Source organism: Microbacterium sp. CCNWLW41, from assembly GCF_037083505.1.
In genome coordinates this window covers 205,755-229,120 of record NZ_JBAOJP010000012.1, presented here as the reverse complement: position 1 = coordinate 229,120, position 23,366 = coordinate 205,755, and the positions used below count along the sequence as shown (strand labels likewise).

Genomic DNA, 23,366 nt, shown 5'->3' with positions numbered 1-23,366 from the left:
CCCCCGCCGTCCTTCGGTCGGCTCCCGCCAGGCCCGATGCCGGCGCGTCGGACGAGGCCATCGCTCCGCTCGGCTCCGGGTCGCCGCGTTTCGGTCGTTGAGCGAGGAGCGCAGCGACGAGACGAAACGTGGTGACCTGGGCTGGGGGCGTTTCGTCTCGCTGCGCTCGCTCAACGACCGACCGCGAGGAGCGCAGCGACGAGACGAAACGCGGTGACCCGGCGTCGGGGCGGGTTACGCGGGGTCGCCGCCCAGGGGACCGACGGCCTCGAGCGGGCGCGGATCGTCGGCGCCCGACTTGCGCAGCCGCGCGATCAGGTTCCCGCCGTGGTAGATCACGATCGCCGCGAGCGTGGCGATCACGATGCCGCCCAGCTCGAAGCCGGATCCCTCGTCCTTGATCATGAACCCGCCGACCGCGATGATCAGGCCGACCGCTGCGGTGTACTGGTTCACCGGCCGCGAGAAGTCCACCCGGTTGTCGACCCAGATCTTCACTCCGATGATCCCGATCAGGCCGTACAGGGCGGTCGTGATGCCGCCGAGCACGCCCGGCGGCACGGAGTTGATGACGGCCCCGAACTTCGGCGAGAGGCTCAGCAGGATCGCCGCGATGCCCGCCACCCAGTAGGCCGCGGTGGAGTACACGCGCGTCGACGCCATGACGCCGATGTTCTCGCCGTAGGTCGTCGTGCCCGAGCCGCCGAAGAACCCGGCGACGGTGGTCGACAGGCCGTCCGCGATGAGCGCCTTGCCGGTCTGGCGGTTGATCGTGGGATCCTCCACCATGGTGGCCACGCCGCGCACGTGCCCGACGTTCTCCGCGATGAGGACGAGGACCACGGGCAGGAACATCGCCATCACGGACCAGGTGCCCGGCGAGGCGAAGTCCGGCAGATGGAAGGTGGGGAGCCCGACCCACGGCGCCGCGGCGACCTTCTCGAAGTCCAGCTCGCCGCGGATCCCGGCGAAGACGTATCCGGCGATCACGCCGAGGAAGATCGAGATCCGTCCCAGGAAGCCGCGGAACAGGACGGCGAAGAGGATCGTCACCGCGAGCGTGAACGTGGCCGTGACCGGCGACTGCGCGAAGTTGTTGTGGGCGGCACCGGCGAGGTTGAACCCGATGAGGGCGACGATGGTGCCTGCGAGCACGGGCGGCAGGAACCGGTCGACCCACCGCACGCCGACGGTGTGCACGACGACGCCGATGATCGTCAGCAGCACGCCGACGGCGACGATGCCCGCCAGGGCCGCGCCGATCCCGTCGCTCTGCCCGGTGGCGTTGGCGGCGGTCGCGGCGGTGACCGGAGCGATGAACGCGAACGACGAGCCCAGGTAGCTGGGCAGCTTGTTCCGCGTCACCAGGAGGAACAGGATCGTGCCGAGGCCGCTGAACAGGAGCGTCGTCGGGACGGGGAACCCGGTCAGGATCGGCACGAGGAACGTCGCGCCGAACATCGCCACCACGTGCTGCACGCCGATCGCGATGGTCGCCGGCCAGTTCAGTCGCTCTTCGGGACGGACGACGGCGCCGGGCTCGACCGTGCGGCCGTTGCCGTGCAGGGTCCACAGGGGCATGGGGACTCCTCGGGATCAGGGGCGGAGGGCTGGGGAAACCCTACCGTGGCACCGATCCCCGGCGGGGAGCCGGTTCTCGCTCGCGCCGATCGAACGGGAGCACGGCCGGAATCGACGCCGTGCCCCCGCCGGGATCCTTCGAGTCTCGCCGGGGACACGGGTCGACCCGATCGCCGTGGCGCGCGTCGGACGACGCCCGCCCGATACGCGCCGGCGCTCGCGGGTCAGCGGCCCGCCGGAGTCCACGCGGAGACGCCGTTCAGCGTCTCGACCTCCTCGGCGGTGAGCTCCAGGCGGGCGCCGGCGAGCAGGTCCGGGACCTGGTCGACCGTCGAGGCGCTCGCGAGGGGCGCCACGACGGTCGGCTGGGCGCGGAGCCAGGCGAGCGCGGTCGCGGCGATCGAGGCGCCATGGGCGGATCCGATCTCCTCGAGGGAGTCGATGATGCGCAGTCCCGCCGGGGTGGCGTACTTCGCCGCTCCCTCTGCGCGAGGGGAGCTCTGCCCCGCCGCATCCGTCGACCGGTACTTGCCGGTGAGGAATCCGCTCGCGAGGGAGTAGTACGGAACGAGGCCGAGGCCGAACTCCTCCGCGACCGGGATGATCGTCTCCTCGACCTCGTTGCGGTGCACGAGGTTGTAGTGCGGCTGCACGGCGACCGGCAGCGCGGCGCCCGTGCGGCGGGCGATGTCGATCCACTCCCGGATGCGGTCGGCGCGGTAGTTGGACACGGCGACGTGGCGCACGAGGCCGTCGGTGACGAGCTGCCCGAAGGCGCCGACCGTCTCCTCCAGCGGTACCGACTCGTCGTCGAAGTGCGCGTAGTACAGGTCGATCGTGTCGACGCCGAGCCGCGACAGCGACGCCTCGGCGGCGCGGCGCACGTTCGACGCCGAGAGACCCTTGTAGGCCGGGTGCTGGCTCACCTTGGTCGCCACGACCACGCCTTCGGGTCGGCGCGACGCGAGCCATTCGCCGATGATCGTCTCGCTCTCACCGCCCTCGTTCCCCAGGACCCACGCGCTGTAGGAGTCCGCGGTGTCGATGAAATCGCCGCCCCCTGCCGCGAAGGCGTCGAGGACGGCGAAGGAGGCGTCGCGGTCGGCGGTCCAGCCGAACACGTTGCCGCCGAGCGAGAGGGGGAGGACGTCGAGGTCACTGGATCCGATGCGGGTCATATGCGTCCCAACTCGGGCGCGTCGCGGAGTATTTCCGCGATGTCGGATACCGGATCCGGTCCGGTCCGCGCCGTCGTCCTCGTCGTCGCGGGGCGGGACGGCGCTCGGGCCGACGGAGAGCCCCGACGCCGGGGCGGCTACGCGGTGAGGCGGTCGATGAGCTCGGCGTAACGGGCGGCGGTCTCGGTGACGATGCGCTCGGGCAGGGCCGGGGGCTCGCCCTGCTTGTCCCAGTTCGCCGCCAGCCAGTCGCGGACGATCTGCTTGTCGAAGCTCGCCATCCGCTCCTCGGGCGTCGTCCCGTTCTCCCAGGACTCGCGGTCCCAGTACCGGGAGGAGTCGCTGGTCAGCACCTCGTCGGCCAGGCGGAGCACGCCGTCGGCGTCGATCCCGAACTCGAACTTGGTGTCGGCGAGGATCAGCCCCTTGGACTCGGCGATCGCGGCGGCGCGGCGGTAGATCTCGAGCGAGAGGGCACGGAGCTGCGCGGCCCGCTCGGCGCCGACGAGCTCCTCGGTCCGCGCGAACGTGATGTTCTCGTCGTGCTCGCCGAGCGGCGCCTTGTACGCGGGGGTGAAGAGGGGCTCGGGCAGGCGGTCGCCGTTGGCGAGGCCCTCCGGAAGCGGGATGCCGCAGACCGCTCCCTCGGCCTGGTACTCGGCCCAGCCGGACCCCGTGAGGTAGCCGCGCACGACGCATTCGATCGGGAGCATCTCCAGCGACTGGGCGAGCATGGCGCGGTCCGCGACCGCGGCCGGGATCTCGCCCTCGGCGAGGTGGTGGGCGATCGGATCGTCCCCCTCGGCCAGCCGGTCGAACCACCAGCGGCTGAGGCGGGTGAGCAGCGCCCCCTTCTGCGGGATGCCGGGTTCGAGCACGGCGTCGAAGGCGCTCACCCGGTCGGAGGCGACGACCAGCATGCGGGTGTCGGCCGGATCCTCGGACGCGTACAGGTCGCGGACCTTGCCGGAATAGACATGACGCCAGCCGGGCAGGTGCAGGGCGGTGGTGGGGAGGCTCACCTGGCCATTATCCCGGCCGCGCCGCCCGCGGCGGAACCGGGTCGACGCGATCCTGGGAGCCGTGTCTCGGTGGGGCGGCGTATCGTTCCGGACGATGGACGCCGAGCACCGCACCGAACGACTTCTCCTCAGCGCCCCGGACGAGTCGCATCTCGACGCCGTCCATGCCATCTACGCGGATGAGCGCGTGTGGACGCACTTCCCGAGCCTGCGACACACGGACCGGGCGCAGACCGCGCGCCTGCTGGAGTCGTGGCGGCGCAGCTGGCGCGATGCGGGTCTCGGATCCTGGGTCGTCCGTCTGCCGGATTCCGGTGCCGTCATCGGCAACGGCGGCTGCACGATCCGTCCGGGCGACGGCGCAGCGGCCGCCGTGTGGAACCTCGGCTACCGCCTCTCGGCCGACCATCACGGGCGCGGATACGCCACGGAGCTGTCGCGCGCGGCCCTGGCCCGAGCCGCCGAGATCGCGCCGGAGCGGCCGGTCATCGCCTTCCTCGTCGAGCACAACCGCGCTTCGGCGGCGGTGGCCGAGAAGGTCGGCCTGACCCTGGTCCACCGTGCTCCGGACGTCGGCAATCCGGATCCCTTCGTGCAGCGGCTCGTCTACGCGGATCGTCCTCTGACTCCCGCGCAGCTCGCCACGGCCCTGTCCTGACGCCCCTTCCCGCGCCCGCACCGCCCTTCCCCGCACTCCGCGCTCCACCGACCGCGCCCCGTCTCCGCGCTCCGCCATCTGTGCTCCGCGCCCGCGCTTGGATCGCCGTCAACGCGGAGTTCTCACGCTCCGGCGGAGGGAATCGTGCTCCCGATCCTTCCGAGTGTGTGTTCTCCGTCGGTGCGTGTGTTCTCCGCGGGCGCCTCGGCTCTCCGTCGGGGCGTGCGTCCACGGGGGTGTCCGTGGTGGGTTCGGGCGGAGAACACATGCTCCGTCGGATGGATGAGTGCCATTGCTCCGCGGGAGCGTGCGATATCCGCGAGGACGTGCATCGTCCGCTGGGGTGTGAATCCTCCGTAGCGGCATGCGTCCTCCGCCTGACGCGAGACGTCCGCGGGGGCGTGCGTTGTCCGCCGGAGCGTGCGTCCTCTCCGCAGGGACGTGCGTCGTCCGCAGGGATGTGCGTCCTCCGCGGGGACGTGCGTCGTCCGCAGGGGCGCGAGGTCTCCGCGGGGGCGGGGTCAGGCGCCGCCTACGACGCGGAAGGCGCCGGAGTGTCCGCCCGCGACCGCCACGACGAGGTGCCCGAAGGGCGGCTGCCACTCGCTGTGGCGGCGCTGCTCGCGCGACACCACGACCGCGACCCGGTGGACGTCGCCGTCCCGGGTCGTCTCGACCTCGCGTCCGTCGACGGTGAGATGCAGTCCCGTCTCCGCCGTGCGGACCGCGATGCGCAACACGTCGTGGTCCTCGTCGGCCGGAACACACTCGACCTCGAGGTCCAGCTCGGCGTCGTCCGCCAGGGCCGGGGTAGCCGGCGCCGGCACGGGATCCAGGGCGGGGGTGCGGGGCGGGGCGGTGCGCCGCTCGCCGGTGCGCTCGAAGGCGGCGGCCAGCGCCAGCAGCGCGGAGTCGTCATAGGCGCGGCCCGCGAAGGTCAGGCCGACGGGCATTCCGATGTCGGCGGTGGTGCCCATGGGGACGGTCACCGTAGGGACCCCCAGGTGCCGGATCGCGAGGTTGCCGTTGGCCACCCACACGCCGTTGCGCCAGCCGAGATCGGCGGACTCCGGGTTCACGTCCATGTCCGCCGGCCCCACGTCCGCGACGGCCGGGAACACCACGGCGTCCAGACCCCGCTCGTCCATCCACTGCTCCAGATCGACGCGCCGGGTCTCCTCCAGCCCGCGCATCCCGTCCTCCAGGTGCGGGATCTCGAGGAAGCTGTCGCGCGGCTCGCGACGCACCTGCTCCGGATAGTCGGCGATGTCGTCGTCGAAGCCGTCGTAGCGGTCGGGGAGCGCCCCGGTCGGCGCCGGGAAGATCCGTGCGCCGTCCACGCCGGCGAGACCGGGGAAGGCGGGGTCCCCGTTGGCGGCGAGGAAGTCGTCCCACGCCCACGCGGACAGGTCCAGGATCTCCCGGGCCAGGTACTCCGGCGAGACGAGTCCCCTGGTGGCGATCGTGGGCATCCCCGGTCGGTCGCCCTCGTACCGCGACACCATCGGGAAGTCGACCTCGATCACCTCGGCGCCCGCGGCCTCCAGCGCTCGGCGCGCGTCTCGCCACAGGTCCATGACGGTGTCCCTGGCGACGATCCGCTGCCCGGTCGGCCCGCCGATCCCGGGGGAGGGTGCAGTGCCCGCGTCCGGATCGGCGTTGATGTACATCCGTGGGACGCCCAGGCGCACGCCGGCCAGCGACGCCTCGTCGGACAAGGCGCGGTACGAGGCGGGGCGCACGGACGACGCGGGCGGGATCGGGATCCACGGCTGGCTGCGCCACAGGTCGCCGCGCGGGTCCTCGTCGTCCGCGACGATCACGTCCAGGACCTCCAGCAGATCGGCCATCGTGCGGGTGTGCGGCACGACGACGTCCATGGTCGGCACGAGGGGCCAGTTCCCGCGCACGGAGATCACCCCGCGGCTCGGCGTGTAGGCGCACAGCGCGTTGTTGGACGCGGGGGCGCGGCCGCTCGACCAGGTCTCCTCCCCGAGCCCGAACGCCGCGAAGCTGGCCGCCGTGGCCACGCCCGAGCCGTTGGACGACCCGGAGCCGAAGGCCGCGGGCAGGTAGTCGGCGTTGTACGGGGACTCCGCCCGGCCGTGCAGCCCGCGCTGCATGCCGCCGTTCGCCATCGGGGGCATGGTGGTGAGGCCGATGAGCACGGCCCCCGCCTCACGGAGACGCGAGATCGCGAACGCGTCGCGACCGGCGCGCAGCCGCGCGAAGGCGGGGGAGCCCGCCGAGACCGGCAGGCCCTCGACGGCGTAGCTGTCCTTCGCCGTGTAGGGGATGCCGTCGAGGGGGCCGCGGACCCGCCCCTCCCGCCGCCGCCGGTCGGAGGCGCGCGCCTCGGCGAACATCTCCGGGTTCAGCACGGGCACGGATCCGAGGGCGGTGCCGTGCCGGTCGTACCGGGCGATCCGCTCCAGATAGGCGGCCACGAGGGCCGTGCTGGTGACCCGGCCCGACTCCAGGGCCGCACGCAGCTCGGCGATCCCCGCCTCGACGACGTTCACGAGCGCGCCGCCGGCTGGTGCTGGGTGATGCAGTGCACGCCGCCCCCACGCGCGAAGAGCTCCCGTGCGTCGACGGACACGACGCGGCGTCCGGGATAGGCGGCCGACAGGATCTCACGGGCCTCGGCATCCGCGCGCTCGTCGCCGAAGGCGCAGGCGATGACGCCGCCGTTGACGACGAGGTGGTTGATGTAGCTCCAGTCGACGTATCCCTCGTCGTCGCGCAGGGTGGCGGGCGCGGGGACGTCGACGATCTCGAAGGGTCGCCCGGCGGCGTCTCGCGCGCCGACGAGCTCCTCGCGCAGCGTGCGCGTCACGGCGTGATCCGGATGCGCCGGGTCGCGCTGCGCGTGGAGGAGGATCCGGCCCGGCTCGGGCAGAGTGGCGACGATGTCGACGTGGCCGCGCGTGCCGAACGCGTCGTAGTCCCGGGTGAGGCCGCGGGAGAGCCAGACGACGTTCGTGACGCCCAGCGTCCGGCGCAGCTCCGCCTCGACACGCGCCCTGTCGGCCAGCGGGTTGCGGCCCGGATCGAGCTGCACCGTCTCGGTGACGAGCACCGTCCCGGCGCCGTCGACGTGGATGCCGCCGCCCTCGTTCACCAGGAGCGACGACACGACCGGGACTCCCGCCCTTTCCGCCACGAACCGCGCGAGCCCGGCGTCGTGCGTCCAGTCGGTCCACTCCTGTCCGCCCCAGCCGTTGAAGATCCAGTCCACGGCGGCGACGGCCCCGTCGGCGTCGTGTACGAAGGTCGGGCCCGCGTCCCGCATCCAGAAGTCGTCGACCGTCCGCTCGACGATCTCGATCTCGGCGCCGAGCATGCGGCGCGCACGAGCGCTCTCGGTCGGGTCGACGACCATCGTGACCGGCTCGAACTCGGCGACGGCGTGCGCCACGGCGGTCCAGGCGGCGTAGCCCGCCTCCCGCTCCGCCGCGCCGGCGCCGAGGGTCTGCCCCTCCCGGGGGAAGGTCATCCAGGTGCGGTCGTGCGGCGCGGTCTCCGCAGGCATCGTCCAGGTCACGGCGTCTCGCTCCTTCGCGGCTCGGTGTCGTTCGAGAATGCTACCCGCAGAAACTGAAAAGGCAACTAGTCGAGCCTATTGACGCATTCATGATCCCTCCCTAGACTGCTGAAACTTCCCGCCCCCGGCTCGGCCGGGCCGATGCGACGCACAAGGACGTGTATGAACGGCAACCCTCCCTCCCTGAAACGGACCCTCGGCGTGTGGGCCATCGTCGGCCTCGGCCTCGGATACATGGCACCGGTCACCGTCTTCGACACGTTCGGCATCGTGTCCGAGGAGACCTCGGGCGTCGTGCCGTTGGCGTACCTCATCGGGCTCGTGGTCCTGCTGTTCACGGCGCTCAGCTACGGATCCATGGCGCGGGCGTTCCCCGCGGCGGGCTCGGCGTACACGTACACCCGCGAGTCGATCCATCCCTCGCTCGGCTTTCTCGTCGGCTGGGCCGCGCTCCTGGACTACCTGCTCCTGCCGGTCGTGAACGCGGTCATCATCCGGCTCTACATGGAGCAGTTCTTCCCGGACGTCCCGGGATGGGTGTGGGTCGTCGGCGTGGCGGCGCTGCTGATCGGGCTGAACATCATCAGCGTGAACGCCACGTCGCGGATCAACGGCGTGCTGCTGATCTCGGCGCTGGCCGGCATCGCGGCGTTCGTCGTCCTCGCCGCGGTGCAGATCGGCCGGGGGATGGGCGAGGGCACGCTCGCGTCCCTCCGCCCCCTCTGGCACGACGACGTGCAGCTCACCGCGGTGATCGTCGGCACGACCATCGTCGCGTTCTCGTTCATCGGCTTCGACGCGGTCACCATGTACGCCGAGGAGGCCAAGGACGAGCGGGTGGTGCCGAGGGCCGTCGTCCTGACGGTGCTGTGCGGCGGCGCCGTGTTCCTGATCGGGGGCTGGTTCGCGCAGCTCGCGTTCCCGACCAACGAGGTGTTCCACTACGTCGACGACACGCTGCCCGAGATGGCGCTGCTGGTGGGAGGCCAGGCGTTCCAGATCCTGTTCGTCGCGGTGGCGTTCGCCGCGGCGGTGGCCTCCGGGCTGTCCTCGCACGCGAGCGTCTCGCGCCTGCTCTACGTCATGGGGCGCAACGGCGTCCTCCCCCGCAGGGTGTTCGGCGTCATCCATCCGACCCGCCGCACCCCGTTGTACGCGACGGTGATCTCCGGTGCCGTGATCCTCCTGGCGGTCGGGATGTCGCTGGAGCTGATGTCGTCGATGATCAGCTTCGGCGCCCTCGTCGCGTTCACGTTCGTCAACCTCTCGGTCATCGCGCACTACGCCGTCCGGCAGGGGCGGCGCCGGACGCCGGCCGACATCGTCCGCTTCCTCGTTCTCCCCGTGATCGGAGCGATCGGGACGGGCCTGCTGTGGATCCACCTCAGCCCGGACGCGATGATCGCGGGCGTCGTCTGGGCCGCGGTCGGGCTCGTCTACCTGATCGTGCTCACGCGCGGCTTCCGCCGCCCGGTCGTCTCGCTCGGCATCGAGGAGGCCGAGCGCGATCCTCAGGGCGAACCGGAACCGGGCCTTACCCGCTGATCGCCGGGACGGGCTCCGAGAGCCCGTCCGTGTCCTCCCGCCTGTCCCCGGGGGCGCCGCTGCGCTCCCGTGCCTCGTGCACCCCTCTCACCCCCCAATGAAAGGATCGTCATGCGTCTCACACCCCGTTCCCGCGCGACGGCCGGCGCTGCCGCCGTGCTCGTCGCCGCCGGGCTGCTGGCCGGCTGCACCGCGGCACAGGAAGGACCCTCCATGGATCGCGCCGACACCGTCCTCCGCGGCGGCTTCATCTGGACCGTGGACGCAGAGGACAGCGTCCAGGAGGCGATCGCGATCCGCGACGGCCTCATCGTCTACGTCGGCGACGACGAGGGGGCGGAGCCGTACATCGGCGAAGGCACCGAGGTCGTCGAGCTCGACGGGCGGATGGTCATGCCCGGCATCCAGGACGGACACACGCACTCGATCGGCGGCGGCGGGAACCTCGCGGGGTGCTCGCTGACCTACGACCCGCTGACGGTCGCGGAGTTCCAGGCGCGGATCCAGGAATGCCTCGACGACATGGCGGACGAGCCGTCCGACGTGGCTCTCAGCGTCCGCGGCTGGTATCGCCAGGCGATGCAGCCCGCGGGGACCGACGCCGACCGCGGCGTCCTGGACGCGTTGGGCGCGGATCGGCCGATCATCGTCAACTCCACGGACGGGCACAGCGCCGTCGTCAACAGCGTGGCGCTCGCCGCCGCCGGGATCACCGCGGCGACCCCGGACCAGGACGGCGGTCACATCGCCCGGGACGCCGCGGGCGAGCCCACGGGAATCCTCGAGGACGGCGCGATCGACGCGGTGCGGGCGCTGCTGCCCGCGCCCACCGAGGAGGACACCCGCGCCTCCGCCGCCGCGGCGCTGGAGGCGTTCGCCGCCCAGGGCGTGGTGGCCTTCATGGACCAGATCGCCGGCGCCGGCACGGCGCAGGCCTATGCCTCCCTGCATGAGGACGGCGAGCTGACGGCGCGCGTGCACCTGTCGCCGGATGTGGACATGGCCGCGGCCGCGACCGACCCGGAGGCCGCGGTGGCGGACGTGGTCGACTACCGCGACACCTGGACGCGCGCCGAGGAGGACGCGGCACCGGGGATCTCCGTGACGAGCGTGGGGGAGATCTTCATCGACGGCGTGACGCAGGCGCCCGCGCAGACGGCGAGCATGCTCGCTCCGTATCTCGTCGAGGGCCCCGACGGGGCGTGGGCGCCCGGGACCAACGCCGGACCGGAGCCGTACTACACGGCCGACCAGTTCGCCGCCGTGGCCGGCGCTCTGCTGAAGGAGGGGATCGCCGCGCAACCCCACGCGATCGGCGACCGCGGCGTCCGCGAGATCCTCGACGCCTACGAGGCGGTGCGCGCGGACGTGGACAGCGACCTGCCGCTGCTCATCGGCCATGCCGAGAACGTGGATCCGGCGGACTGGCCCCGCTTCGCCGAGTTGAACGTGCAGCCGGTCATGGGACTGCAGTGGGCCAAGCCCTCGTTCGACTCCATCGAGGGCACGAAGGACCAGCTCGGCCCGGAGCGGTTCGCGCGCTCGGAGCCGATCGGATCCCTCACGGACGCCGGTGCGGCCGTCGCGCTCGGCAGCGACTGGCCGGTCGACCGTCTCGACGAGTGGCTCGCGATGCAGGTCGCGGTGACCCGGGAGAACCCGGACGGCGGCGAGGCGTACACCGGCAGGCTCGGCGAGGAGCGCGGGCTCACCGTGGCCGAGGCCATCCGTGTCCTGACCCTCAACGGTGCTGCGGCCATGCTCGCCGACGACGTGACGGGATCCCTGGAGACCGGCAAGTACGCCGATCTGATCGTGATCGACCAGAACATCACGGAGATCGACCCGAGTCGGATCGTCGACACCGAGGTGCTGCTCACGATGGTCGGCGGCCGGGTGGTGCACGGCGGCATCTGACCGGCGAGGCCGGGCGGGTGGGAGCATAGGATGGCACCGAACTCCCACCCGCTCGTACGGGTGTGCCGTGCCGATCCCGCAAGGAGGGTGGAAACGGTGCCGACCCCCACGTCACCGACCGGCGACGCGCGCGACAGCATCCTCGACGCGGCGGCGTCGGTGCTTCTTCGTGACGGGATCCATGCCGCCAAGGTGGAGGACATCGCTCGGGCCGCGGGGGTGTCGCTGGGGCTGCTCAACTACCATTTCGGCGGTCGGCTCGCCCTCCTGCGCGCGGCGCTGGTGCGCGCGCTGGACACGCTCGACGGCCTCCCGGCGGAGGAGGACGCCGCCGCGCTCGTCGGCGCCCCGATGACGGCGGGCGCGTGGGCCCGGCTGCGCGCCGATGCCCTCCGCGAGGCCGTGTTCGACGCCGAGGTGCGGCGAGCCCTGGATGCGGTGACGACCCGATGGGAGACGGTCGTGGCGGAGCGTTCGGGCGCGGATGCGCGCACCGTCCGCGTCCTCAGCAGCCTCGCCGACGGACTGCGTCAGCGCGTCGCGACCGACCTCATGTCCGAGGAGGAGGCCCGGATCCTGCTCGCCGCGGCGGCGGATCATCTGGATCTCTCGTCTCGGACCGGGGCGGGGCGCCCGTGAGCGAGTCGGCCAGCAGGAAGGACCGGATCCTCGCCGCCGCCTCGTCGCTCATCGCACAGAAGGGGCTGCAGGCGCTGCGGATGTCGGAGGTGGCCACCACCGCGGATGTGACCCCGCACCTGCTCGCGTACCACTTCCCCAGCAAGCAGGCGCTGCTGACCGCGGCCCTCGAGTACGCGGCCCGGCGCGCTCCGTCGACCAACCTCCTGCATCGGACCCCCGGGGTTGCGGCGCGGGAGACGCTGCGCACGGCCCTGCTGGCGGAGTTCGACGAGCGGTCGTCCGTGCGCGAGCTGAACCTCGTGTGGAACGAGGTCGCGGCGCTGCCCAACGCTCAGGACGCCCTCCACGCTCAGTTGCGTGCGGTGACGGAGGACTGGAACGACCAGGTCATGATCGGCGTGCTGCGCTGCATCGCGGAGGGGTCGATGCGCAGCGACCTGGCGCCCGAGAGTCTCGCCGCGATGCTCACCGCGATGGTCGAGGGGCTGAGCCAGCGCTGGCTCGCCGGCGTTCTCGACGTGGCGGAGGCGCGCGAGGCGCTCGACCACCTCCTCACCGCCTTCCAGGCCCCCGCGCCCGCGTAACCCCGCCCCGTCGCCCCGCGTACCGCCGCCCCGCCTCGCGTACCGCGCCGCATCCTCGCCCCGCCCGCTCGCCTCGCGCCGCCGTCTATCGAGTGGTCATTTTCTGTGGGTTCAGCGCCGTTCAACCCACAGAAACTGACCACTCGACAGGGCGGGTCGGAACGCGGCGAGCGGGCGGGGGCAAGGGCGTGTATAGTCCTCTTCGGATAGTCCATATGGACTAATCGAAATGGAGGACTCGTGAAGGACCCGGCGCTCACGCCCCTCGGCGTCATGGTGCTCGCGCTGCTGCGCGAGCGCGACATGCACACCTACGAGATGGCGCGTCTGCTGCGTCAGCGTCGTGACGACCGGCTCATCTCGATCACCAACGGCACGCTGTACCACACGGTCTCGCGCCTCAATGAGCAGGGACTCCTGGCCGAGGTGGGGACGGACCGCGAGGGCAATCGCCCCGAGCGCACCACCTACACGCTCACGTCCGCCGGAGCCGACGCGGTCGGCGACTGGGTGCGCCGGGAGCTCGGTCGCCTGGATCACCCGGCACGGTTCCGCGTGGCCGTGGCGGAGGCGCACAACCTCGACCGCGCCGAGGTCATCGCGTTGCTGGAGCAGCGCCGCGCCCTGGTCCAGGAGGACCTCGCGCACCACGAAGAGGGGATCGCCTCGGCCGCCGAGCGCCGGATCCCCGAGCAGTACATCCTCGAGATCACCCGGCAGCGGATGCTGCTGCAGGCCGACCTCGACTGGCTCGACCAACTCCTCCCGCGTCTGGGCGACCCCGCGTTCGCGTGGGGCGCGGACCCGGATCACTGTCTTGCAGAGCGAAAGGCGCACGAATGACCGAATCGAACGGCGGCGAGCAGGCGACCGCACCGGCCGGGGTCCCGACCTCGACCGGCACCTATGCCACCGGCCACAAGCCGACCAGCCCGTGGCCCGCCCTCTGGGCCCTCGTCATCGGCTTCTTCATGATCCTGGTGGACACCACGATCGTCTCGGTGGCGAACCCGGCGATCAAGGCCGCGCTGGATCCGCAGACCAACAACCTCGACAACGTCGTGTGGGTCACGAGCGCCTACCTGCTCGCGTACGCGGTGCCGCTGCTCATCACCGGGCGCCTCGGCGACCGGTTCGGGCCGAAGAACATCTACCTGATCGGGCTCGTCGTCTTCACCGGCGCGTCCCTGTGGTGCGGCCTGTCCACGACCCTCGAGGGGCTGATCGCGGCCCGCGCCGTCCAGGGACTCGGCGCGGCGTTCATGACGCCGCAGACGATGGCGGTCATCACCCGCACGTTCCCGGCCGGTCGTCGCGGTGCGGCGATGGGGCTGTGGGGCGCCACCGCCGGTGTCGCGACGCTCGTCGGGCCGCTCGTCGGCGGCCTGCTCGTCGACGGTCTCGGCTGGGAGTGGATCTTCTTCATCAACGTGCCGGTCGGGATCATCGGGTTCGTGCTGGCCGCGATCCTGGTCCCGCGCCTGAAGACGCACCCGCACCGCTTCGACGTCGTCGGGGTCGTGCTCAGCGCCGCGGCCCTGTTCCTCATCGTCTTCGGGCTTCAGGAGGGCGAGAAGTACGACTGGGGCGTCATCGCCGGACCGATCTCCGTCTGGAGTCTGATCATCGCCGGTGTCGTGCTGCTGGCGGTGTTCGTCCTGCAGCAGGCCCGGACCCGCAGCGAGCCGCTCGTTCCGCTGGGGCTGTTCCGCGACCGCAACTTCTCCGGCGCGAACGTCGCGATCGCGGCCGTCGGGTTCACGGTCACCGGAATGGCGCTGCCGTTCATGTTCTTCCTGCAGCTCGCCCGGGGCCTCACCCCGACCGAGGCGGCGCTGCTGATGATCCCCATGGCGGTGATCTCGGGCGCCCTCGCGCCCCTGGCCGGCTCGCTGCTGGACCGGGTGGACCCGCGGTTCATCCTCGTACCCGGCCTCCTCTTCGTCGGCGCGGGGCTGCTGTGGAACGCGGCGCTGATGAACCTCGACTCGCCGATCTGGATGTTCCTGCTGCCCTCGGCGCTCCTCGGCATCGGGAACGCGGGGATGTGGGGTCCGCTCGCCACGACGGCCACCCGAAACCTGCCGCCGCGGCAGGCGGGAGCCGGGGCGGGCATCTACAACACGACCCGCACGATCGGATCCGTCGTCGGCTCGTCGGCGATCGCGGCCTTCATGCAGGCGCGTCTCGAAGCCAACCTGCCCGGAATGGGCGAGGCGCCGGGCGGCATCGGCGGGGGTGGAGCACTCCCGGAGGCGGTGGCCGCACCGTTCTCCACCGGTATGGCGCAGACGATGCTGCTGCCGGCGGCGGTCCTGGCGGTCGCCCTCGTCGCGGCGCTCTTCCTGACCGGGCACAAGCCCGACGATTCCGCCCGGTGAGGATGGAAACGGTGGTCAAGTCGGTGGACTGAAACGGATTCCGAAGGGTCTCATCACACAAACGACTGGATTCGTTCCCGATCGTGCCTTAGGCTGACATCGCCACAGCGCGCATCGGGCCGGCGTCGCCCCGATGCATCGAGCGTGCGGATGTCGACGCCGGAGGGAAGGTCCTCGATGACGACGACGCCCATTCACCTCACGCGGGGAGACGGCAAGGGCCTGGCCCAGGGAACTCTGGGGCTCTGGGGATCCACGGTGATCGGCCTGGCCTCGACCGCCCCGGTGTACTCGCTGGTCGCGACGCTCGGCTGGGTCGTGCTCGCGGTCGGGGCCCAGGCGCCGATCGCGTTCATCGTCGCGTTCCTGCCGATGCTCTTCATCGCGTTCGCATACCGGGAGCTCAACCGCGAGATCCCGGACTGCGGCACGACCTTCACCTGGGGCACGAAGGCGTTCGGTCCGTGGGTCGGCTGGATGGGCGGCTGGGGCGTCGCGGTCGCGGGCATGGTGGTGCTCGCGAACCTCTCCCAGATCGCGAGCATCTACTTCTGGGCGCTGTTCGGTCTGTCGTTCGAGAACAACGACTGGCGGGTCATCCTCGTCGCCGTGGCGTTCATCGCGGCGATGACCTGGGTGAGCTGGCGCGGAGTCGAGATCGGCGAGAAGATCCAGAACCTGCTCCTGGCGATCCAGTACATCGCGCTGGCGGTGTTCGTCGTGGCGGCCCTCGTCCAGTTCTTCGCCGGCACCGCGCCGAACCCCACGCCGTTCGATCTCGAGTGGATGAACCCGTTCGCGTTCACCTCGTGGAGCGGGTTCACCCAGGCCGTCCTCCTGGCGCTGTTCATCTACTGGGGATGGGACACGTGCCTGGCGCTGAACGAGGAGACGAAGGACCCGAAGCGCACGCCGGGCGCGGCCGCGCTGCTGACCTGCGTGATCCTGCTGGTGACCTACGTCGGGGTGACCGTGGCCGCCATGATGTACGCGGGTCTCGGCGAGGACGGCACGGGCCTGGGCAACGAGGCGAATGCGGACGACTTCTTCCTCGCGATCCGTGACGGCCTGCTCGGCCCGTTCGGCTGGGTCCTCGTCGTGGCGGTCCTCATCTCGGCCGTGTCGTCGACGCAGACCACGATCCTCCCGACCGCGCGCGGCACCCTGGCCATGGGCGTGTACCGGGCGCTCCCGGCCAGGTTCAAGGACGTGCACCCGCGCTACCGCACCCCGTCGTTCTCGACGCTGGTCATGGGCGTCGTCGCCTCGGCCTACTACGTCGGGATGACCCTGGTCAGCGACAACATCCTGCAGGACTCGATCCTCTCGCTCGGGCTCGCGATCGCCTTCTACTACGCCATCACCGGCTACGCGTGCGTGTGGTACTTCCGCCGGGAGCTGTTCACGTCCGTGAACGCCTTCCTGGTCAAGGGGCTCATGCCGCTGCTGGGAGCGCTCATGCTCACGTACGCGTTCGTGCAGTCGGCGATCGACATGTGGGACGTGGACTACGGCTACACGGTGCTCTTCGGGATCGGCGGCACGTTCGTGGTCGGCATCGGGTCGCTGCTGATCGGTGTGGTGCTGATGCTCGTCTGGTTCCTGTTTCCGCGGGCGAAGCGGTTCTTCCGGGGCGAGAGCCTGAACCGGGACACCCCCGTGCTCGTGCCGGACGAGCCGGGCGATCTCATCCGCTCCGTGGACGGGGGGATCTGATGCGGATCCTCGTCATCGGCGCCGGGGGCGTCGGATCCGCAGCCGTGCGGATCGCCGTGCGCCGCGACTTCTTCGAGGCGCTGGTCGTGGCGGACTACGATCCCGCCCGGCCCGAGGCGCTCGCCGCGGAGCTCTCCGATCCCCGCCTGGTCGCGGCGCGGGTGGACGCCTCCTCCGCCGCGTCGGTCGCGGCCCTCATCCGCGAGCACGGGGCGACGCACGTCCTCAACGCCGTGGATCCGCGCTTCGTCATGTCCATCTTCGAGGGCTGCTTCGACGCCGGGGCGACCTACCTCGACATGGCGATGAGCCTGTCCCGCCCGCACCCCGAGCGCCCCCACGAGCTCACCGGGGTGAAGCTCGGGGACGAGCAGTTCGCGCAGGCCGAGCGCTGGGAGGCCGCCGGACGGCTGGCGCTCGTCGGAATCGGCGTCGAGCCGGGGCTGTCGGACGTGCTCGCGCGGTACGCGGAGGACGAGCTGTTCGACGAGATCGACGAGATCGGGGTGCGCGACGGCGCGAACCTGGTCGTCGAGGGCTACGACTTCGCTCCGTCCTTCTCGATCTGGACGACGATCGAGGAATGCCTGAACCCGCCGGTGATCTACGAGGCGGATCGCGGGTGGTTCACGACGGCGCCGTTCTCCGAGCCCGAGGTGTTCGACTTCCCGGAGGGGATCGGTCCGGTCGAGTGCGTCAACGTCGAGCATGAGGAGGTCCTCCTCATGCCGCGCTGGACGACCGCGAAGCGGGTCACCTTCAAGTACGGGCTGGGGGACGAGTTCATCCGGGTCCTGTCCGTGCTGAACAAGCTGGGGCTGGACCGGACGGATCCGGTGACGGTGAAGGGCGTCGAGGTGTCTCCCCGCGACGTGGTCGCGGCGGTGCTCCCGGATCCGGCCGCGTTGGGGGACCGGATGACGGGGAAGACCTGCGCGGGGGTGTGGGTGCGGGGCACGGGCAAGGACGGCGCTCCCCGGTCGACGTACCTGTACCACGTCGCGGACAACGAGCGGACGATGGCGGAGTACGGCTCGCAGGCCGTGGTGTGGCAGACCGCGATCAACCCCGTCGTGGCGCTGGAGCTGCTCGCCCGCGGGGCCTGGTCCGGCGCGGGCGTCCTCGGTCCCGAGGCGTTCGACGCCCGCCCCTTCCTCGACCTGCTGTCGGCCCCGGCACCCGCCGGCTACGGCTCGCCCTGGGGGCTGGTCGAGAAGCCCGTCTGACCCCGGTCCCGGGTCCCGGGTCCCGGTCCGGTCCCGGTTCCCGTCCGCGAGGCCCCCTCGTGCCGCCCAGACCCCCTCCCACAAGCGCGTGGCAGAGGGGGTCTCGGCGGGGCGAGGGGGTCTCGCGCGGCTCGGGTCTAGTCGGCGACGCGGGCCGCGATGTCGGTGCGGTGGTGCGCGCCGTCGAGGCGGATCCGACCGATGGCCTCGTACGCGCGGGCGCGGGCGTCGCGGAAGTCCGATCCGGTGGCCACCACGTTCAGCACGCGGCCGCCCGTCGCGATGAGCGAGCCGCCCGGCGCATCCGGGCCGGCCGTCGCGGCGTGCACGATCCGCACGCCCTCGACGGCGTCGGCGTCCTCCAGGCCCTCGATGGGACGACCGGTCCGCGGCGCCTCGGGGTAGCCCTCGCTGGCGAGGACGACCGTGATCGCGACGTCGTCGGAGAACTCCGGATGCGGCTGGTCCTCGAGGGTGCCCGACGCGGCGGCGAGCAGCAGCGCGGACAGCGGCGTGCGCAGGCGCGGCAGCACGACCTGTGTCTCCGGGTCGCCGAACCGTGCGTTGAACTCGATGACCCGCACGCCCTTCTCGGTGAGGATGAGTCCGGCGTACAGCAGGCCGATGAACGGCGTCCCCTCCGCGTCGAGCTGACGGATGACGGGGAGAGCGATCTCGTCGGTGACCTGCTGGACGAACGCCTCCTCGGATCCGAACCGCTCGGCCAGCCAGGGCAGCGGCGAATACGCGCCCATGCCGCCGGTGTTGGGGCCCTCGTCTCCGTCCAGGGCCCGCTTGAAGTCCTGGGCGGGGCTCAGCGCGCGCACGGTGTCGCCGTCGCTGAGGAAGAAGAGGGAGACCTCAGGGCCGGACAGGAACTCCTCCACGAGCACCGGGCCCGTCGGCAGGTACTGGGCCGCATGGGCCCGTGCCTCGGCGCGGTCCTCCGTCACGATGACGCCCTTGCCGGCGGCCAGGCCGTCGGCCTTGACGACGTAGGGGGAGCCGAGCTCGTCGAACGCGGCCTCGACCTCCTCCGCCGTCGCGGCGTGCACGGCGCGCCCCGTGGGGACGGATGCGGACTCCATGATCCGCTTCGCGAAGGCCTTCGACCCCTCCAGCTGCGCCGCGGCCCGGCCCGGCCCGAACACGGGGATCCCGCGTTCGCGGAGCGCGTCGGCGACGCCGGCGACGAGCGGCGCCTCGGGGCCGACGACGACGAGGTCCACGGCGTGCTCGTTGGCGAACGCGGTCACGGCGGCGCCGTCGAGCGGATCGACGCCGACGATCGTCGCGTCCTGTGCGATGCCGGCGTTGCCGGGCGCGGCGAGGATGTCGTGCGCGTCCTCCTCGGCGCGCAGGGCGAGGATGATCGCGTGCTCGCGGGCACCGGAACCGAGGACGAGGATCTTCACCCGGCCAGCCTACCGAGCGCGTGCCGAAACCCCCTCTGCCCGCCCAGACCCCCTCCCGGACGCGCACCTGCGAGGGGGTGTCGACGGGGGAAGGGGTTTCGGCGACCGCGGCGGATCAGACCTCGCGCTCGATCGAGCGGTCCCAGGGCACGGTCCAGCCGGCCGCCTCGAAGAGCCCGTCCAGCACCATCGCCGTGAAGCCCCACACGACCGTGCCGTCCACCTCGAACGCGGGCGCACGGAAGGTGTGCACGCCGTGATGGCGCACGGACACGTACCGGTTGGCCGGATCCAGGAGCTTCGCGACCGGCATCCGGAACACCTCGACCGTCTCGGCGTGGTCCACGGCCACCACCGACGACGGCTCCCGCCACCATCCCAGCACCGGCGTCACGCGGTGGTTGCTCGCCACCAGGGGGAGATCGGGCAGCACCGCGAGGATCTCGACCCCCGCGGGATCCACGCCGGTCTCCTCCTGCGCCTCGCGCAGGGCGGTGGCGGCGACGTCTGCGTCCTCCGGCTCGGCCTTGCCCCCGGGGAAGGAGACCTGGCCGGGGTGCGACGACAGCGTGGGGGAACGCTTCTCCAGCAGCACGTCCAGGTCGCGCGCCAGCACCGCGTCCGGGGGTGCGGGCACGTCGTCGAGGACCCCGAACAGCACCAGGACCGCCGCCGCGCGCGGCTCGGAGGCCGTCGGAAGGTCGGGCAGCAGCGTGCGCCACGCCTCGGAGCGGGCGGCCTCGATCAGGCCGCGCCGAGCGCCGGCGGCGGTGGCGGGCCGCGACGCGGTCGAGTCCTGCGTCAGGTCGGACATCCCCCCAGCGTACGGGGGCGACGCGCCCCCGGGGTCGGCCTCGTCGGGAACCGTAGGGTGGGGGCATGGCTCGGAAGATCGACACGGCGGCGGGGCGGGAGGCCCTGGCCGCGGTGGGCGTCGCCCGCGAGGCGGAGGAGCGGCCGCCGCGCCCCGCCTACGCCGCCGCCGTCCGCTACCTCCTGCAGCTGCTTGAGGAGAAGGCGCCCGGCAACAGCGTCGAGGTGCGCGTCCCGCCCTTCGGCGCCGTCCAGGTGGTGCAGGGGCCGCGGCACACCCGGGGGACGCCGCCGAACGTGGTGGAGATGGATCCGGAGACGTGGATCGACGTGGCGACCGGCGTCCGCGCGTGGGCGGATGCGGCCGCGGACGGGCGGATCCACGCATCCGGCACCCGCGCCGACCTCACGGACCTGCTCCCACTGCGTCCCTGACCGTGCGGCCCGGTCGTAGGGCGGGCGGCGCGAGGGCCGGGTGTGGGATCAGCCCTCGGCGGGCGTCCCGGTGTAGAAGGCGTAGGTGGCAGCCGCGGCGGCTCTGGCCTGGTCGGCGCTCGCCCCCGCAGCCTCGTGCGCGGTTCCCCAGGCATCGGCCGCTGCGCGGTAGAAGGCGCGGCCCTCGTCGCTCCCGGCCCACGCCTCCGCGGTCTCCGGCGAGGGTCCGTCGCCGCCGGTCAGGTGGAGGGCGAGGCCGAGCAGCCCGCCGTCCCATCCGACGCCGGTCGCCCCGGGACCGAACTGCTCCCAGAAGCCCGGCGGCACCTCGTCCACGCGGGCGACGTGCTCGAGCTCGAAGCGCGTGCTCGCCGCTCCGGTCGCCGTGAGCCGGACCGTGACCCAGGTGACGCCTCCGCCGTACTCCCAGGTCACCCGGTAGGCCGCCGTGCCGTCGGTCGGCGGGGCGCACTCCAGGATCTCCCCCTCGGCGTTGCCCTCCAGCCGGTAGCGACCGCCGAGACGGAGGTCGCCGCTGACGGGCAGGAACCAGCGGGGGATCCGATCGGCGCTCGTCGCCGCGTCCCAGACGTCCTCGATGGGGCTCGGATACTCCTGCGACAGCGTCTGGACGCGCGAGAGCACGCCGTCCACGTCCTCGGTGCGGACGCCGCGCGTCACGGCGTCCACCTGTGCGTTCACATCGACCATGGTCTCCTCCTCTGTTCGGTGTCTCGTTCTCTGTTCGGTGTCTCGGTCGTCCCGGCGGCGTCCGTCGGGGGTCGTCGGATGCGCCACGCCGGTCCGTGGGCCTCCGGTCAGCGGGGCGCCTCGCCCGCGGATCCGGCCTGGGTGTCGAGCCGCTGCCGGCGTCGTCCGCGGGCGAGCTCCGTGCCGAGGGCGTCGAGCCGCGGCTGCCAGAAGCGGCGGAACGGCTCGAACCAGGTCGCGGCGTCGTGCAGGGCCTCGGGATCGAGGGCGTACAGGCGTCGGGTGCCCTCGGGGCGGACGGAGGCGAAGCCGTTCTCCCGCAGGACCTTCAGATGCTGGGAGACGGCGGGCTGAGAGATCCCGAACTCGGCGTGGACCTCGCCGGCGAGCTCCCCCGCACTGCGCTCGCCGTCTCCCAGGAGCTCCAGCAGGCGCCGGCGGACGGGATCGCCCAGGACATCGAGTGCGTGCATGGATCTACTGTTTCATCCTTTGCTTATATAAGTCAAGGATGAAGTAGCGGTGACGAGCCCGTGCGGATGCGGAGCGCGAGAGCCAGGGGCGGCCGACGGTCGCGGAGGCGGGACACCGGGATCGGTGGGAGAATGGAGGCATGTCCCCCTCCGAGAGCCGTGAGACCGTCGAAGCCCGCGTGCGCCGCGCGCCGCGCTGGGGTGTCTTCCTCGGGATCGGGGTCGTGCTCGGGGTGATCGCCGCCGCGATCCTCACCGCCGTGGGCAGCTACGAGGAGTCCGAGGCCCTGGGCGTCGTGTACCCGCCCGGCCAGGTGTTCGGCTTCGCGCTGCTGTGGACGGTGCCGATCGGCATCGCGGTCGGCGGCCTGATCGCCCTGCTGCTGGATCGGCTGGCGCGGCGCACCGAGCGCGTCGTCCGCGTCGACCACGAGCGCATCGCCGAGTAATCCCCGCGGCCCCGGCTGGCTCGCTCGCTGCGCCGCGGCGTCCCCGCGTCACTGTGCCACGCGCTTCCGCGCCACGCGTCTCCGCGCCGCCCCACGCCCGCACGCCGGATCAGGCAATCGCGCAGAATCAGGCGGATCTGCCGCGGGGTTGCCTGTTCTCGCGTGTGTGCCTGTTCTCGCGTGGGGTCGTGCCCCTCGCGTCGGATCAGGCAGTCGCGTCAGCTCAGGCAATCGCGCGGGGTCAGGCAATGGTGCGGGGTCAGGCAATGGTGCTGGAGCAGGCAATCGCGCGGGGTCAGGCGGATCTGCCGCGGGGTTGCCTGTTCTCGCGTGTGTGCCTGTTCTCGCGATGGGTGAGGCGATCACGGAGTGAGGAGCGAGAGCGAACGCGCCGGGTCGCGCACGCGGGGTCAGGCGAGCTCGGCGATCACGGGACGGATCGCGTCGTCGAACGCCACGACGTCCCGGCGCAGTCCGTCGGTCACCGCGACGCTGAGGGCCCCGATCCACCAGATGCCCCGCTGCGTGAACGGCAGCACGTGCACGTTGAGCTCGAACGAGTGCGCCCGCCGGCCGGTGTCGCGCTCGTACTCGGCGATCGCCCCGGCATAGGCGCGGTAGGCGTCGCCGCCGCTGCTGATCGAGCGCGCGTACCGGCTCTGGGCCTCCCGCGCGTAGGCGACCACGGAGGGGCCATGGGGGGCGATGGCCGCCCGCAGCTCGTCCGCGCCCTCCGCGGGCAGGGCGACCAGCGTGTCGAAGCCGTCGACGAGCTCCAGCGGCACCGAGGCCCGGTGGGCCCGCGGCTCGACGGTCATCTCCCAGTAGGCGAGCCACTGCCGTTCGAGCTCTGCGCCCGCCTCCGGGGCGTCCGGCGGACGGACGGCGCGATCCCGCAGCGACGGCAGGTCGGCGGGCACTCGGATCCCGAGCTCCTGGCGCAGGGCGAGCGCGACCAGCACCGGAACGCCGGCGTCCTCCCGCACGAGCCACTGCGGCTTGTCGCTCATGGCCCCATCGTACGGATCGTCGGGCTCTGCGGGCCACGTCTCGCGGACCGCACCCGCGGCCCG

General features: G+C 72.1%; 20 protein-coding genes and 1 pseudogene. 11 read left to right on the top strand and 10 right to left on the bottom strand.

What is annotated here, in order from left to right; all coding sequences use genetic code 11:
• Positions 1-234: 234 nt before the first annotated feature.
• The 3 genes from V6R91_RS32420 to V6R91_RS32410 all read right to left on the bottom strand — a co-directional run bounded on the left by V6R91_RS32420 (position 235) and on the right by V6R91_RS32410 (position 3,781).
• Positions 235-1,581, bottom strand: a complete 1,347-nt coding sequence (locus V6R91_RS32420) for a uracil-xanthine permease family protein (RefSeq protein ID WP_336398772.1) — start codon at positions 1,579-1,581, stop codon at positions 235-237.
• A gap of 224 nt (positions 1,582-1,805) precedes the next feature.
• Positions 1,806-2,759: an aldo/keto reductase gene (locus tag V6R91_RS32415; protein ID WP_336398771.1), complete on the bottom strand. Its 954-nt coding sequence runs from the start codon at positions 2,757-2,759 to the stop codon at positions 1,806-1,808.
• A gap of 137 nt (positions 2,760-2,896) precedes the next feature.
• Positions 2,897-3,781: a phosphoribosylaminoimidazolesuccinocarboxamide synthase gene (locus V6R91_RS32410; RefSeq protein WP_336398770.1), complete on the bottom strand. Its 885-nt coding sequence runs from the start codon at positions 3,779-3,781 to the stop codon at positions 2,897-2,899.
• Between the two features lie 94 nt (positions 3,782-3,875).
• Here V6R91_RS32410 and V6R91_RS32405 point away from each other — a divergent pair, with 94 nt between their 5' ends.
• On the top strand, positions 3,876-4,439 hold the full coding sequence (locus V6R91_RS32405) for a GNAT family N-acetyltransferase (RefSeq protein WP_271060149.1): 564 nt from the start codon (positions 3,876-3,878) through the stop codon (positions 4,437-4,439).
• An 833-nt stretch (positions 4,440-5,272) separates the two neighbouring features.
• Here V6R91_RS32405 and V6R91_RS32400 read toward each other — a convergent pair.
• Together V6R91_RS32400 and V6R91_RS32395 are read right to left on the bottom strand one after the other, a co-directional pair.
• A pseudogene (locus V6R91_RS32400) lies at positions 5,273-6,994 on the bottom strand (amidase); the annotation flags it as partial.
• Positions 6,958-7,986, bottom strand: coding sequence for an agmatine deiminase family protein (locus V6R91_RS32395; protein WP_336398769.1), 1,029 nt, complete (start codon positions 7,984-7,986; stop codon positions 6,958-6,960). The pseudogene V6R91_RS32400 and the gene V6R91_RS32395, both read right to left, overlap by 37 nt.
• 162 nt (positions 7,987-8,148) lie before the next feature.
• Here V6R91_RS32395 and V6R91_RS32390 point away from each other — a divergent pair, with 162 nt between their 5' ends.
• The 8 genes from V6R91_RS32390 to V6R91_RS32355 all read left to right on the top strand — a co-directional run bounded on the left by V6R91_RS32390 (position 8,149) and on the right by V6R91_RS32355 (position 17,997).
• A complete protein-coding gene (locus V6R91_RS32390; protein ID WP_336398768.1) occupies positions 8,149-9,531 on the top strand; it encodes an APC family permease in 1,383 nt (460 codons plus the stop codon).
• Between the two features lie 111 nt (positions 9,532-9,642).
• A complete protein-coding gene (locus V6R91_RS32385) occupies positions 9,643-11,448 on the top strand; it encodes an amidohydrolase (RefSeq protein WP_336398767.1) in 1,806 nt (601 codons plus the stop codon).
• A 96-nt stretch (positions 11,449-11,544) separates the two neighbouring features.
• Positions 11,545-12,087: a TetR/AcrR family transcriptional regulator gene (locus tag V6R91_RS32380; protein ID WP_336398766.1), complete on the top strand. Its 543-nt coding sequence runs from the start codon at positions 11,545-11,547 to the stop codon at positions 12,085-12,087.
• Positions 12,084-12,674 carry a TetR/AcrR family transcriptional regulator gene (locus V6R91_RS32375; protein WP_336398765.1) on the top strand — a complete coding sequence of 197 codons (591 nt, stop codon included), beginning with the start codon at positions 12,084-12,086 and terminating at the stop codon, positions 12,672-12,674. Before V6R91_RS32380 ends, V6R91_RS32375 begins: the two co-directional genes overlap by 4 nt.
• Before the next feature lie 240 nt (positions 12,675-12,914).
• Positions 12,915-13,517, top strand: a complete 603-nt coding sequence (locus V6R91_RS32370) for a PadR family transcriptional regulator (protein WP_231819238.1) — start codon at positions 12,915-12,917, stop codon at positions 13,515-13,517.
• Entirely contained in the window at positions 13,514-15,055 is a 1,542-nt protein-coding gene (locus tag V6R91_RS32365) for a DHA2 family efflux MFS transporter permease subunit (RefSeq protein WP_336398764.1), read from the top strand. The genes V6R91_RS32370 and V6R91_RS32365 overlap by 4 nt, the downstream gene beginning before the upstream one ends.
• A gap of 177 nt (positions 15,056-15,232) precedes the next feature.
• Entirely contained in the window at positions 15,233-16,771 is a 1,539-nt protein-coding gene (locus V6R91_RS32360) for an APC family permease (protein ID WP_336398763.1), read from the top strand.
• A complete protein-coding gene (locus V6R91_RS32355; RefSeq protein WP_336398762.1) occupies positions 16,771-17,997 on the top strand; it encodes a saccharopine dehydrogenase family protein in 1,227 nt (408 codons plus the stop codon). Before V6R91_RS32360 ends, V6R91_RS32355 begins: the two co-directional genes overlap by 1 nt.
• 137 nt (positions 17,998-18,134) lie before the next feature.
• Here V6R91_RS32355 and purD read toward each other — a convergent pair whose 3' ends face one another.
• Positions 18,135-19,412, bottom strand: a complete 1,278-nt coding sequence (gene purD, locus V6R91_RS32350; protein WP_271061376.1) for a phosphoribosylamine--glycine ligase — start codon at positions 19,410-19,412, stop codon at positions 18,135-18,137.
• Between the two features lie 115 nt (positions 19,413-19,527).
• The gene (locus V6R91_RS32345; protein WP_336398761.1) at positions 19,528-20,226 is read right to left on the bottom strand and encodes an NUDIX hydrolase; all 699 of its coding nucleotides are present in this window, start codon (positions 20,224-20,226) and stop codon (positions 19,528-19,530) included.
• A gap of 65 nt (positions 20,227-20,291) precedes the next feature.
• On the opposite strand from V6R91_RS32345, the gene V6R91_RS32340 reads away from it, so the two are divergent.
• Positions 20,292-20,660: a sterol carrier family protein gene (locus V6R91_RS32340; protein WP_336398760.1), complete on the top strand. Its 369-nt coding sequence runs from the start codon at positions 20,292-20,294 to the stop codon at positions 20,658-20,660.
• Positions 20,661-20,708: 48 nt separating this feature from the next.
• Here V6R91_RS32340 and V6R91_RS32335 read toward each other — a convergent pair whose 3' ends face one another.
• Both V6R91_RS32335 and V6R91_RS32330 read right to left on the bottom strand, forming a co-directional pair.
• Positions 20,709-21,371 carry an SRPBCC domain-containing protein gene (locus tag V6R91_RS32335; protein WP_336398759.1) on the bottom strand — a complete coding sequence of 221 codons (663 nt, stop codon included), beginning with the start codon at positions 21,369-21,371 and terminating at the stop codon, positions 20,709-20,711.
• A gap of 107 nt (positions 21,372-21,478) precedes the next feature.
• The gene (locus tag V6R91_RS32330; RefSeq protein ID WP_336398758.1) at positions 21,479-21,844 is read right to left on the bottom strand and encodes an ArsR/SmtB family transcription factor; all 366 of its coding nucleotides are present in this window, start codon (positions 21,842-21,844) and stop codon (positions 21,479-21,481) included.
• 140 nt (positions 21,845-21,984) lie between these two features.
• Here V6R91_RS32330 and V6R91_RS32325 point away from each other — a divergent pair, with 140 nt between their 5' ends.
• Positions 21,985-22,293: a hypothetical protein gene (locus V6R91_RS32325; protein ID WP_067245316.1), complete on the top strand. Its 309-nt coding sequence runs from the start codon at positions 21,985-21,987 to the stop codon at positions 22,291-22,293.
• A 410-nt stretch (positions 22,294-22,703) separates the two neighbouring features.
• Here V6R91_RS32325 and V6R91_RS32320 read toward each other — a convergent pair whose 3' ends face one another.
• Complete coding sequence (locus V6R91_RS32320) at positions 22,704-23,303, bottom strand: zinc-binding alcohol dehydrogenase (RefSeq protein WP_336398757.1); 600 nt, start codon at positions 23,301-23,303, stop codon at positions 22,704-22,706.
• Between the last annotated feature and the right edge of the window lie 63 nt (positions 23,304-23,366).

What these genes read in the sequence shown, in the direction of transcription:
- V6R91_RS32420 (WP_336398772.1), bottom strand. Translation starts at nt 1,581, where the DNA reads ATGCCCCTGTGGACCCTGCACGGCAACGGCCGCACGGTCGAGCCCGGC.
- V6R91_RS32415 (WP_336398771.1), bottom strand. Translation starts at nt 2,759, where the DNA reads ATGACCCGCATCGGATCCAGTGACCTCGACGTCCTCCCCCTCTCGCTC.
- V6R91_RS32405 (WP_271060149.1), top strand. Translation starts at nt 3,876, where the DNA reads ATGGACGCCGAGCACCGCACCGAACGACTTCTCCTCAGCGCCCCGGAC.
- V6R91_RS32390 (WP_336398768.1), top strand. Translation starts at nt 8,149, where the DNA reads ATGAACGGCAACCCTCCCTCCCTGAAACGGACCCTCGGCGTGTGGGCC.
- V6R91_RS32385 (WP_336398767.1), top strand. Translation starts at nt 9,643, where the DNA reads ATGCGTCTCACACCCCGTTCCCGCGCGACGGCCGGCGCTGCCGCCGTG.
- V6R91_RS32365 (WP_336398764.1), top strand. Translation starts at nt 13,514, where the DNA reads ATGACCGAATCGAACGGCGGCGAGCAGGCGACCGCACCGGCCGGGGTC.
- V6R91_RS32360 (WP_336398763.1), top strand. Translation starts at nt 15,233, where the DNA reads ATGACGACGACGCCCATTCACCTCACGCGGGGAGACGGCAAGGGCCTG.
- V6R91_RS32355 (WP_336398762.1), top strand. Translation starts at nt 16,771, where the DNA reads ATGCGGATCCTCGTCATCGGCGCCGGGGGCGTCGGATCCGCAGCCGTG.
- V6R91_RS32345 (WP_336398761.1), bottom strand. Translation starts at nt 20,226, where the DNA reads ATGTCCGACCTGACGCAGGACTCGACCGCGTCGCGGCCCGCCACCGCC.
- V6R91_RS32340 (WP_336398760.1), top strand. Translation starts at nt 20,292, where the DNA reads ATGGCTCGGAAGATCGACACGGCGGCGGGGCGGGAGGCCCTGGCCGCG.
- V6R91_RS32335 (WP_336398759.1), bottom strand. Translation starts at nt 21,371, where the DNA reads ATGGTCGATGTGAACGCACAGGTGGACGCCGTGACGCGCGGCGTCCGC.
- V6R91_RS32330 (WP_336398758.1), bottom strand. Translation starts at nt 21,844, where the DNA reads ATGCACGCACTCGATGTCCTGGGCGATCCCGTCCGCCGGCGCCTGCTG.
- V6R91_RS32325 (WP_067245316.1), top strand. Translation starts at nt 21,985, where the DNA reads ATGTCCCCCTCCGAGAGCCGTGAGACCGTCGAAGCCCGCGTGCGCCGC.
- V6R91_RS32320 (WP_336398757.1), bottom strand. Translation starts at nt 23,303, where the DNA reads ATGAGCGACAAGCCGCAGTGGCTCGTGCGGGAGGACGCCGGCGTTCCG.